Below are 11,656 nucleotides of genomic sequence, written 5' to 3'. Positions count from 1 at the left end.
CGGGCCCCGCGCACGGAAGGGCGCGGGGCCGCGGGAGCGTCGGCGGGCGGGTCAGGCGCGGGCGACGCCCTCGGCGCGCGCCGCGGCGGCGACCGCGGCCGTCACGGCGGGGGCCACGCGCTCGTCGAACGGCGAGGGGATCACCCGGTCCGCGGAGAGCTCCTCCGCGACCACCGCCGCCAGCGCCTCCGCGGCGGCGATCTTCATGCCCTCGGTGATCTCGGAGGCCCGCACCTGGAGCGCCCCGGCGAAGACGCCGGGGAAGGCGAGCACGTTGTTGATCTGGTTCGGGTAGTCGCTGCGGCCGGTGGCCACCACGGAGGCGTACCTGCGGGCGACGTCCGGGTGGATCTCCGGGTTCGGGTTCGCCATCGCGAAGATGAAGCCCTCGGGCGCCATGGTGGCCACCGCGGACTCCGGGACCGTACCGCCGCTGACGCCGATGAAGACGTCCGCGCCCGCGAGGGCGGTCTCCAGGGACCCGCTCAGCTTCGCCTTGTTGGTGAAGCCGGCCAGGTCCTGCTTGACCGGGTTCAGATCCGTGCGGTCCGGCGAGACGATGCCCTTGCTGTCACAGACGGTGACGTCTCCGATGCCCGCCTCGGTGAGGATCCTGGCGATGGCGACCCCGGCCGCGCCCGCACCGGAGATCACCGCGCGCAGCTCGCCGAGGGCGCGGCGGCGCAGCACCGCGGCGTTCCGGAGGGCGGCCAGGGTGACGATGGCCGTGCCGTGCTGGTCGTCGTGGAAGACCGGGATGTCCAGGCGCTCCTTGAGCCGGTCCTCGATCTCGAAGCAGCGGGGGGCGGAGATGTCCTCCAGGTTGACCCCGCCGAAGGAGGGGGCCATCCGCGCCACCGTGTCCACGATCTCGCCCACCTCGCGGCAGTCGAGCGCCACCGGGACCGCGTCCACGCCGCCGAACTGCTTGAAGAGGATGGCCTTGCCCTCCATCACCGGGAGGGACGCCTCCGGGCCGATGTCGCCGAGCCCCAGCACCGCGCTGCCGTCCGTCACGACGGCCACCACCTGCGACTTCCAGGTGTAGTCGTGCACCAGCTCCGGCTGCTCCGCGATCGCGCTGCACACCTTGGCGACGCCCGGCGTGTAGGCGAGGGAGAGATCGTCCGCGTCACGCACCGGAACGGTCGCCTGGACCGCCATCTTGCCGCCGCGGTGCAGGGCGAAGGCCGGGTCGATCACGTCCTCGCCGAGCCCGTCCTTGGGATTGACGATTTCCGCTGCCACTGTATGGACCCCTTGTTCGTGAAGATGGTGAGGGTGGCCGCTCCCTGGTTGAGGAGCGGGCGGGCACCACGTCCGCGACCGGGCCGGCGGATAACCGCTGCCCAGGGGGGAGGTACGGACGCCGGGCGCGCCGCACACGCGCCCTGGTCCCCGGGTGAGGGGTGTAATCGTCCTTTCTACCGGACGCAGCCGACCGTGGACGAACGTCTTTGGTCACACCCACTCTCCGGGGCGGTCAAGAAAGTGCAAAGCGCCTGAATCCGCCCTGGCGGTGTGCAGGCCGGGTGCTGGTGGCCTCCACGGTGCGTGACGAACCTCTCACGGCGCTGACAGGCGGGTGAGACGTTGACGGCTCCTATAACGTTGACGCGGGTGCCCTGTATGCGGACCCCGCTATCCGTTATGCGATTGCGACATCGGAGGCCCCCTGTGGCGGGCCGTCCGGATGGCAGGATGCCCCCCATCGGGCGCCGACCAGCACACTCGACAACGAGTGCGCCCCGGTGGCCACCCCCTCACCCCGGCTCATCCCCGCAGGAGGACCTCCCCATGACCGTACGCACCACCCGACGCTCCACCGCCTTCCGTCTCCGGATCCCGGCGGTCGGGGCCATCGCGGTCGCCGGAGCGCTGCTGCTCTCCGGCTGCGGGGACCAGACGGACGACGCCGGCGACGGTGGCGGCGAGAAGACCAAGAGCAGCGACGCCCCGCTCTTCGACCGGCTGCCGAAGAAGATCCAGGACGCGGGCGTCATCAAGGTCGGCTCGGACATCGCCTACGCCCCGGTCGAGTTCGTCGACGAGAACAACGAGCCGGCGGGCATCGACCCGGACCTGGCCGCGGCGATGGGCGAGCAGCTCGGCGTCGAGTTCGAGTTCAAGAACGCCACCTTCGACCAGCTGGTGCTGGGCATGAACTCCGGCCGCTACGACATCGTGATGTCGGCCATGACCGACACCAAGCAGCGACAGCAGGGCGTCAGCGAGGACGCCGAGGGCGGCGCCGACTTCGTCGACTACTTCAAGGCCGGCTCCTCCATCCTGGTGGCCAAGGGCAACCCGGAGGGGATCAAGACGCTCGACGACCTCTGCGGCAAGACCGTCGCGGCGCAGCGCGGCACCGCCAACGAGGCGCTGGTCAAGGAGCAGAGCAAGAAGTGTGACGAGAAGATCGACACCTTCATCTCCGACAAGGACACGGACTCGATCACCCAGCTCCAGAACAAGCGTGCGGACGCCGTGGTGACCGACTTCCCGGTGGCCGCGTACAACGCGAAGACCTTCGGCGGCGGCAACCAGTTCGAGGTGGTCGGGGACCAGATCGACGCCGCGCCCTACGGCATCGCGGTCGGCAAGAAGAACACCGAACTGCGGGACGCCATCCAGGCCGCGATGAACGCGATCATGGAGAACGGCGAGTACGAGAAGGTCCTGAAGAAGTGGGACGTGACCAACGGCGCGCTTCCCGAGGCCACGATCAACGCCGGTACCTGACCGGCCTGCCTCAGCTCCGTCCCACTGTCCCCCAGAAGGTAACTTTCCGTGTCTGAACCCGACGACAAGGTCCCGGGCCCGCCGTCCCTGTCCCAGGACGGCGGGCCGGGCGCCGCCCCCGCCACCAAGGCCCGACCCGAGGCCATCAAGGCCGTCCCCGTCCGCCACTACGGCCGCTGGATCGGCGCCGCGGTGGTGCTGGGGCTCCTCGCCCTGCTCGTTCTCGCCTTTGCCAACGCAGACATCGACTGGGGCGTGGTCGGGAGCAGGCTCTTCGACGAGGCGTTCCTGTCCGGCACCTGGAACACCCTGTGGGTCACCGTCCTGGCGATGCTTCTCGGCGTCGTCCTGGGCATGGTGCTCGCGGTGATGCGCATGTCGGCCAACCCGGTCCTCAGCGGCGTCGCCTGGCTCTACATCTGGTTCTTCCGCGGCACCCCGGTGCTGGTGCAGATCTTCCTCTGGTTCAACCTCTCGATCATCTTCGAGACGATCGACCTCGGGCCGATCTACAAGAACGAGATGAACGACGTGATGACGCCGTTCGTCGCCGCCCTGCTTGGCCTCGGCCTCAACGAGGCCGCCTACATGGCGGAGATCAGCCGGGCCGGCATCCAGTCGGTGGACACCGGGCAGACCGAGGCCGCGCAGGCACTCGGCATGCCCGGCTCCAAGACGATGCGGCGCATCGTCCTGCCGCAGGCGATGCGGGTGATCATCCCGCCGACGGGCAACGAGTTCATCAACATGCTGAAGACCTCGTCGCTGGCGTACGCCATCGGCTTCAACGAGCTCTTCCTGGCCAGCCGGAACTTCGGTTCCCGCACGCTGGCCGTGATGGAGGCGCTCCTCATGGCGACCGTCTGGTACCTGGTCCTCACCACGGTCTTCAGCATCTTCCAGTACTACATCGAGCGGTACTTCCAGCGCGGCTCGTCCCGGCAGATGCCGGACACCCCGCTGCAGCGGGTGCGGAAGCACCTCACCACGTTCAGGCACGACACGGGACGGGAGGCGAAGGGCTGATGAAGAGCGCCGAATCCGCCGCGCACACCACGCGCGCCTCCGGCCCCATGGTCAGGGCGGAAGCCGTGCACAAGTCCTTCGGGCACCACGAGGTGCTCAAGGGCATCGACCTGGAGGTCGCCCCGCGCGAGGTCTTCTGCCTGGTCGGCCCGTCCGGCTCCGGCAAGTCCACCTTCCTGCGCTGCATCAACCACCTGGAGAAGATCAGCGCCGGCCGGCTCTACGTGGACGGCCAGCTCGTCGGCTACCGGCAGAAGGGCGACCGGATCCACGAGCTGAAAGAGCGCGAGGTCGCCGCCCAGCGCCGGGACATCGGCATGGTCTTCCAGCGTTTCAACCTCTTCCCGCACATGACCGCCGTCGAGAACGTCATGGAGGCGCCGGTCCAGGTCAAGGGTGAGACCAAGGCGGTCGCCCGGGAGCGCGCCCTGCGGCTCCTCGGCCGGGTGGGGCTCGGCGACAAGGCGGGGCACTACCCCTCCCAGCTCTCCGGCGGACAGCAGCAACGCGTGGCGATCGCCCGGGCGCTGGCGATGGAGCCCAAGCTGATGCTCTTCGACGAGCCCACCTCGGCCCTCGACCCGGAGCTGGTCGGAGAGGTGCTGGACGTGATGCGCGGACTCGCCGAGGACGGCATGACGATGATCGTCGTCACCCACGAGATGGGGTTCGCCCGGGAGGTCGGCGACGCGCTGGTCTTCATGGACGACGGCGTGGTCGTGGAGGCGGGACACCCGCGGGAGGTGCTCACCAACCCGCAGCAGGAGCGCACCCGGTCCTTCCTCTCCAAGGTGCTCTGACCGCACGCCGGCGCGTACGGACGTGCCGCGGCCCCGGATCCGCCGTGTCCCCGGCGGTCCGGGGCCGCCGCCGTGCGGGGCGGGACCGCCCGCGGGTGACGGCGGGCATACCCTGGAGGCGTACCCGTCCCTGTTCCCTTTCGGAGAGCCCCTTGTACTTCACCGACCGCGGCATCGAGGAGCTGGAGAAGCGGCGCGGCGAGGAGGAGGTCAGCCTGGGGTGGCTGGCCGAGCAGTTGCGCACCTTCGTCGACCTCAACCCGGACTTCGAGGTCCCGGTGGAGCGCCTGGCGACCTGGCTGGCGCGGCTGGACGACGACGAGGAGGAGGACGGGTAGCGTCCGCGCGCGGGGCCCCCGGAGAGGCCACCGCGGAGCCGGGCTCCTTGCCCCGCGGCTCAGTCGCGACATATCGTGTTCAGCGGAGGACGCGATATGTCGCCGTACGCCGCACCAGGGGAGGCCGCCGTGCCCGACGAACGCTCGTGGGAGATCGCGGAGCCGCGTACGCTCACCTTCGACGGCCCGGTCGAGGAGCTGCGCATCCGGATCGTGGACGGCGCCGTCAACGTCGTGGGCACGGACGCTCCCCGGGACGCCGGAGAGCCCGGAGGCCCCGGCAACAACGGAGACGCCGTTCCCGGTGGCGGTTCCGGCCGCCCCGCTGCCCGGGTGGAGGTCTCCGCGCTGCACGGCCCGCCGCTGCGCGTGCTCCGCCGGGGCCGCACGCTCGTGGTCGCCTACGACGACCTGACCTGGAAGGGGCTGCGTTCCTGGCGCGGCCGGAAGCGCGGCCGCCGGGAGGCGGTGGTCTCGGTCTCCGTGCCCGCCGCCGTACGGCTCTCCGTCGGTGTGGTCGGCGCGAGCGCGATGGTCTCCGGCGTCCGGGGCCCCACTCAGGTGCGGGTGGTGGCCGGGCACTGCACGCTGGCCGGACTCTCCGGCGACGTCACCGCGGAGACGGTCTCGGGCAACGTCGAGGCCCAGGACCTGTCCGGCTCGCTGCGCGTGAAGTCCGTCTCCGGCGAGCTCACCCTCGCCGACGGCGGCGGTTCCCGGGTACGGGCGCAGAGCGTGAGCGGTGCCATGATCCTCGACCTCGACCCTTCCGCGCCGCGGACCGACGTCGCCCTGCGTACCGTCTCCGGGGAGATCGCCGTACGGCTCCCGCCGGACGCGCACGCCCGGGTGGACGCCCGCACGGTGACCGGCGCGGTCTCCAGCGTCTTCGAGGAGCTGAGCGCCGACGGCCGGTGGGGTGCCGGGCGGCTCACCGGCACCCTCGGCACGGGCAGCGGCAGACTGCGGGCCGCCACCGTCTCCGGACCGATCGCGCTGCTCCGCCGGCCGCAGCCCTGGTCCGGCGACGCGCTCCTCCCCGGCGACGCACCCCCCGGCGAGGCGGCCCCCGGCGACCGGGACGACGGCGCCGGCGACGTGCCCCGTTCCCGCCCCGAGCCCCTCCGTAAGGACGGCTGACATGCCCCCCGTCTTCGCGCACGGACGCCTCCGCCTCTACCTGCTGAAGCTGCTGGAGGAGGCGCCGCGTCACGGCTACGAGGTGATCCGGCTGCTGGAGGAGCGGTTCCACGGCCTCTACGCGCCCTCCGCGGGCACCGTCTACCCGCGGCTGGCCAAACTGGAGTCGGAGGGCCTGGTCACGCACACCACCGAGGGCGGGCGGAAGGTCTACTCGATCACCGGCGCCGGGCGTGCGGAACTCGCCGAGCGGCAGCAGGAGCTGACCGAGCTGGAGGCGGAGATCCGCGAGTCGCTGGCCGCGCTCTCCGACGGCATCCGCGAGGACGTCGGCAGCACCGCCCGCGCCCTGCGCCAGGAGATGCGGCAGCAGGCCCAGCACGCGCGGCAGGACACCACGGCGGGGGACGGCGGCTGGCGGGAGCAGGCCCGCAAGGCCGAAGAGGAGGCGCGCCAGGCACGGCTGCAGGCCGGCAAGGAGCGCGAGGCGCACGCCGAGGCGCTGGCCGAGATCCGGCGCATCGCCCGCCAGGTACAGGACGAGGTGCGTGGGCGGGCCCGCTCCGGCGACTGGCCGGGCGCGGTGCAGTCCGGGCTCTCCGAGCTCGGCCGGCAGATGGGCGAGCTCGGCCGGATCACCGGGTACCCCACGCCCTGGCCGGCACCGCCCGGCCCGCACGCCGGGCCCCGCGCGCCCGGCGGTACGCCCGCGGACACCGGCACGGAGCAGGCCGCGGAAGCGGAGGAGCCCTCGGCGGGCCCGGGCGGTGAGGAGGAGCCCTCGGCGGACCCGCTGCGCGACCTGGAACGGCTGCTGGACCGCTTCCGGGACGACGTACGGGACGCCGCCCGGGACCATGGCGTGAGCGACGCACAGCTACGCGAGGCGCGGCGGCATCTGAAGTCGGCCGCCGCACACCTCGTCGCCGTGCTCCGCACTCCCCGGGACGGCTGAGCCGCGCGGGCCGCTGAGCCGTCCCGGGGCCGCGGGGTCAGACCGTCAGGACGATCTTGCCGAAGAGGTCGCCGCCCGCCATCTTCTCGAAGCCCTCGCGGGCCCGGTCCAGCGGCAGGGTGGAGTCGATCACCGGGCGCACGCCCTTCGCGGCGCAGAAGCTCAGCAGCGAGGCCAGCTCCTCCTTGCTCCCCATCGTGGAGCCCACGACCTTGAGCTCCAGGAAGAAGATCCGGTTCAGCTCGGTGGCCTGGGGGTTCGGGCCGCTGGTGGCCCCGGAGATCACCAGGGTGCCGCCGGGCTTGAGCGACTTGACCGAGTGCGACCAGGTCGCGGCGCCCACCGTCTCGATGACCGCGTCCACCCGCTGCGGCAGCCGCGCCCCGCTCTCGAAGGCGCCCTCGGCGCCCAGTTCCAGAGCGCGCCGCCGCTTGGCCTCGTCGCGGCTGGTGGCGAAGACCCGCAGTCCCGCCGCGGCGCCCAGCACGATCGCCGCGGTGGCCACGCCGCCGCCGGCGCCCTGCACCAGGACGGTGTCGCCCGGGCGGACCCCCGCGTTGGTGAAGAGCATCCGGTACGCCGTCAGCCAGGCCGTCGGCAGGCAGGCGGCCTCCTCGAAGGAGAGCTCCGCCGGTTTCGGCAGCACGTTCCACTGTGGCACGGCCACCCGCTCCGCGAAGGTGCCCTGGTACTTCTCGGTGAGCAGGGTGCGCGGCTCGCGCGGGCCCACCCCGTGGCCGCTCTGGCCGATCACCGAATGCAGCACCACCTCGTTGCCGTCGGCGTCCACCCCGGCCGCGTCGCAGCCGAGGATCATCGGCAGCGACTCCTCCCCCAGGCCGACGCCGCGCAGCGACCACAGGTCGTGGTGGTTGAGCGAGGCAGCCCGTACGTCCACGGTGGTCCAGCCGGGCGGCACCTGCGGCTCCGGGCGGTCCCCCAGCTCCAGTCCGTTCAGCGGCTGATCCCGGTCGATGCGCGCGGCATAGGCAGCAAACATGATCCACACGCTAACGCCGTGGGGCGGAGGCCGACAGCCTCCGCCCCACGAAGCGACGTACGTCACCCGGCCGCGCCGGTGCGCTCGGCGGGTCCGCCGCGCGCACCGGGCGCCGGGGCCCGGCTCAGAGGTCGAACACCTCGTTGACGAGCTGCCGCTGCTCCTCCGCGTGCCGCTTGCCGGAGCCCACGGCGGGGGAGGAGGACGACGGCCGGGAGACCCGGCGCAGCCGGTCGGCGTTGTCCGGCGCCGCACCGATGATCAGATCCAGGTGGTCCACCAGGTTCAGCGCGATGAACGGCCAGGCGCCCTGGTTGGCCGGCTCCTCCTGGGCCCAGACGAACTTCTGCGCCTTGGTGTACGGGGCGAGCGCGTCCTGGATCTCCGTGCCGGGCAGCGGGTAGAGCCGCTCGATGCGGACGATCGCGGTGTCGTTCAGGCCGCGCTGCTGCCGCTCGGCGTCCAGGTCGTAGTAGACCTTGCCGGAGCAGAAGACGACCTTCCGCACGTCCTCCGGGTTCACCGAGGGGTCCCCGATGACCGGGCGGAACGCACCGCCGGTGAACTCCTCCGTCGTCGAGGTCGCCGCCTTGAGCCGGAGCATCGACTTCGGGGTGAAGACGATCAGCGGCTTGTGGTGCGGGTTGTGCACCTGCCAGCGAAGCAGATGGAAGTAGTTCGACGGCAGGGTCGGCATGGCGACCGTCATGCTGTTCTGCGCGCAGAGCTGGAGGAACCGCTCGATGCGGGCCGAGGAGTGGTCCGGGCCCTGGCCCTCGTAGCCGTGCGGCAGCAGCAGGGTGACACCGGAGGTCTGGCCCCACTTCTGCTCGGCCGAGGTGATGAACTCGTCCACCACGGTCTGCGCGCCGTTGGTGAAGTCGCCGAACTGCGCCTCCCACATCACCAGCGCCTCCGGCCGGGCCAGCGAGTAGCCGTACTCGAAGCCCATCGCCGCGTACTCGCTGAGCAGCGAGTCGTAGACGTTGAACCGCGCCTGGTCCTCGGAGAGGTAGAGCAGCGGGGTGTAGTCCTCGCCGGTCGCCCCGTCCACCAGCACGGCGTGCCGCTGGCCGAAGGTGCCGCGCCGGGAGTCCTGGCCGGCCAGCCGGACCGTGGTGCCCTCCATCAGCAGCGAGCCGACGGCCAGCGTCTCGCCCATCGCCCAGTCGATGCGGTCCTCCTCGACCTGGGCCGCGCGGCGCTGGAGCTGCGGGAGCAGCCGCGGGTGCACCTTCACCCGGTCGGGGATGTTGACCTGGGACTCGGCGATCCGCTTGACGACCTCCTGGCTGACGCCGGTCTGCACGGCGACCGGGAAGTCGTCCTGCCGCGGCTCCGGGAAGTCGCCGGGCGCGGGGGTGGCCGCCGCCTCGCGGACCTCGGTGAAGACCTTCTCGAGCTGGCCCTGGAAGTCCTGGAGCGCCTGCTCGGCCTCCTCCATGGTGATGTCGCCCCGGCCGATCAGCGACTCGGTGTAGAGCTTGCGCACCGAGCGCTTCTTGTCGATCAGGTTGTACATCAGCGGCTGGGTGAAGTTCGGGTTGTCCATCTCGTTGTGACCGCGGCGGCGGTAACAGATGAGATCGATCACCACGTCCTTGTTGAACGCCTGCCGGTACTCGAAGGCCAGCCGGGCCACCCGGACCACGGCCTCCGGGTCGTCGCCGTTCACGTGGAAGATCGGCGCCTCGATCATCCGCGCGACGTCCGTGCAGTACATCGAGGAGCGCGCGGACTCCGGGGCGGCGGTGAAGCCGACCTGGTTGTTGATCACCACGTGCACGGTGCCGCCGGTGCGGTAGCCGCGGAGCTGGGACATGTTCAGCGTCTCGGCCACCACGCCCTGACCGGCGAAGGCCGCGTCGCCGTGCACCTGGATCGGCAGCACGGTGAAGTCGGTGCCGCCCTTGCCGATGATGTCCTGCTTGGCGCGCGCGACGCCCTCGACGACCGGGTCCACGGCCTCCAGGTGGGAGGGGTTGGCGGTGAGCGAGACCTTGATCTGCTCGCCGTCCAGGCCGGTGAAGGTGCCCTCGGCGCCCAGGTGGTACTTGACGTCGCCGGAGCCGTGCATCGACTTCGGGTCGAGGTTGCCCTCGAACTCCCGGAAGATCTGCGCGTACGACTTGCCGACGATGTTCGCGAGGACGTTCAGCCGGCCGCGGTGCGCCATGCCGACCACGGCCTCGTCCAGCCGCGCCTCGGCCGCCGCGTCGATCACCGCGTCCAGCAGCGGGATGACCGACTCGCCGCCCTCCAGCGAGAACCGCTTCTGGCCCACGTACTTGGTCTGCAGGAAGGTCTCGAAGGCCTCCGCGGCGTTCAGCCGGCGCAGGATCCGGAGCTGCTCCTCACGCTCCGGTGAGGAGTGCGGCCGCTCGATGCGGTCCTGGATCCACTTGCGCTCCTTCGGCGACTGGATGTGCATGTACTCGATGCCGGTGGTCCGGCAGTACGTGTCCCGCAGCACGCCGAGGATCTCGCGCAGCTTCGCCATCGACTTGCCCGCGAAGCCGCCGACCGCGAACTCCCGCTCCAGGTCCCACAGGGTGAGCCCGTGCTCGGTGATGTCCAGGTCGGGGTGCTTGCGCTGCTTGTACTCCAGTGGGTCGGTGTCGGCCATCACGTGGCCGCGCACCCGGTAGGAGTGGATCAGGTCGAAGACCCGGGCCGCCTTGGTGACGTCGTCCTCGTGGCCGGCGTCGATGTCCTTGAGCCAGCGCACCGGCTCGTAGGGGATGCGCAGCGCCTCGAAGATCTCGTCGTAGAAGTCGTTCTCGCCGAGGAGGAGCTGGTGCATGATCCGCAGGAACTCGCCGGAGGCGGCGCCCTGGATCACCCGGTGGTCGTAGGTGGAGGTCAGCGTCATGACCTTGGAGACGCCGAGCTTGTTCAGGGTGTCCTGCGAGGTGCCCTGGAACTCCGCGGGGTACTCCATGGCGCCGACGCCGACGATCAGGCCCTGGCCGGGCATCAGCCGGGGCACCGAGTGCACGGTGCCGATGCCGCCGGGGTTGGTCAGCGACGCGGTGACGCCGGTGAAGTCCTCCATGGTCAGCTTGTTGTTCCGGGCGCGGCGGACGATGTCCTCGTACGCCTGCCAGAACTCGAAGAAGCTGAGCGTCTCGGCCTTCTTGATCGCGGCGACGACGAGCTGGCGGTCGCCGTTCGGCTTCACCAGGTCGATGGCGAGACCCAGGTTGACGTGGTCCGGCTTGACCAGCGTCGGCTTGCCGTCCTTCTCGGCGAACGCGTGGTTCATCGAGGGCATCGCCTTGAGCGCCTGCACCATGGCGTAGCCGATCAGGTGCGTGAAGGACACCTTGCCGCCGCGGGCGCGCTTGAGGTGGTTGTTGATGACGATGCGGTTGTCGATGAGCAGCTTCACCGGGATCGCCCGCACCGAGGTGGCGGTGGGCAGCTCCAGCGAGGCGTTCATGTTCTTGGCCACGGCCGCGGCGGGGCCGCGCATGGTGACGTACTCCGGGCCCTCGGCGGGGGCCTTCTCCGCGCTCTCCGCGGCCGCGGGCTTCGGCTCGGCGGCCGGGCGGGGCGGAGCCGGCTGTGCGGGCGCGGACTGCGGCTTCGCGGGCGCGGCGGGCTGAGCCTGGGCCTGCGCGGGCTCCGCCCGGGAGGGCTTCGGCCCGGCGGG

At 71.3% G+C, this 11,656-nt stretch carries 9 protein-coding genes; 6 read left to right on the top strand and 3 right to left on the bottom strand.

What is annotated here, in order from left to right; all coding sequences use genetic code 11:
* Positions 1-51 precede the first annotated feature (51 nt).
* A complete protein-coding gene (locus HOY81_RS25830; protein ID WP_308341208.1) occupies positions 52-1,248 on the bottom strand; it encodes an NADP-dependent malic enzyme in 1,197 nt (398 codons plus the stop codon).
* 549 nt (positions 1,249-1,797) lie between these two features.
* Here HOY81_RS25830 and HOY81_RS25825 point away from each other — a divergent pair.
* The 6 genes from HOY81_RS25825 (at position 1,798) to HOY81_RS25800 (ending at position 7,001) form a co-directional block, all read left to right on the top strand.
* Complete coding sequence (locus HOY81_RS25825; protein ID WP_237323121.1) at positions 1,798-2,742, top strand: ABC transporter substrate-binding protein; 945 nt, start codon at positions 1,798-1,800, stop codon at positions 2,740-2,742.
* Between the two features lie 87 nt (positions 2,743-2,829).
* A complete protein-coding gene (locus HOY81_RS25820; protein WP_237323123.1) occupies positions 2,830-3,768 on the top strand; it encodes an amino acid ABC transporter permease in 939 nt (312 codons plus the stop codon).
* Entirely contained in the window at positions 3,768-4,568 is an 801-nt protein-coding gene (locus HOY81_RS25815; RefSeq protein ID WP_272893315.1) for an amino acid ABC transporter ATP-binding protein, read from the top strand. Before HOY81_RS25820 ends, HOY81_RS25815 begins: the two co-directional genes overlap by 1 nt.
* A 152-nt stretch (positions 4,569-4,720) precedes the next feature.
* Positions 4,721-4,906 carry a DUF6104 family protein gene (locus tag HOY81_RS25810; protein WP_237323120.1) on the top strand — a complete coding sequence of 62 codons (186 nt, stop codon included), beginning with the start codon at positions 4,721-4,723 and terminating at the stop codon, positions 4,904-4,906.
* 129 nt (positions 4,907-5,035) lie between these two features.
* Positions 5,036-6,046, top strand: coding sequence for a DUF4097 family beta strand repeat-containing protein (locus tag HOY81_RS25805; protein WP_237323119.1), 1,011 nt, complete (start codon positions 5,036-5,038; stop codon positions 6,044-6,046).
* Position 6,047: 1 nt separating this feature from the next.
* Positions 6,048-7,001: a PadR family transcriptional regulator gene (locus tag HOY81_RS25800; protein WP_237323118.1), complete on the top strand. Its 954-nt coding sequence runs from the start codon at positions 6,048-6,050 to the stop codon at positions 6,999-7,001.
* 37 nt (positions 7,002-7,038) lie between these two features.
* On the opposite strand, the gene HOY81_RS25795 is transcribed toward HOY81_RS25800, so the two are convergent.
* Both HOY81_RS25795 and HOY81_RS25790 read right to left on the bottom strand, forming a co-directional pair.
* Positions 7,039-8,001 (bottom strand): zinc-binding dehydrogenase, encoded by a 963-nt coding sequence (locus HOY81_RS25795; protein ID WP_237323117.1) that lies wholly within the window; start codon positions 7,999-8,001, stop codon positions 7,039-7,041.
* A gap of 124 nt (positions 8,002-8,125) precedes the next feature.
* Positions 8,126-11,656: multifunctional oxoglutarate decarboxylase/oxoglutarate dehydrogenase thiamine pyrophosphate-binding subunit/dihydrolipoyllysine-residue succinyltransferase subunit (locus HOY81_RS25790; RefSeq protein WP_237323116.1), on the bottom strand; the 3,531-nt coding region annotated here is incomplete at its 5' end.

Source organism: Streptomyces sp. JJ36 (genome assembly GCF_021696945.1).
Classification (GTDB): domain Bacteria; phylum Actinomycetota; class Actinomycetes; order Streptomycetales; family Streptomycetaceae; genus Streptomyces.
The sequence above is the reverse complement of the archived record's forward strand: the minus strand, read 5'-3'. Positions and strand labels throughout refer to the sequence as shown.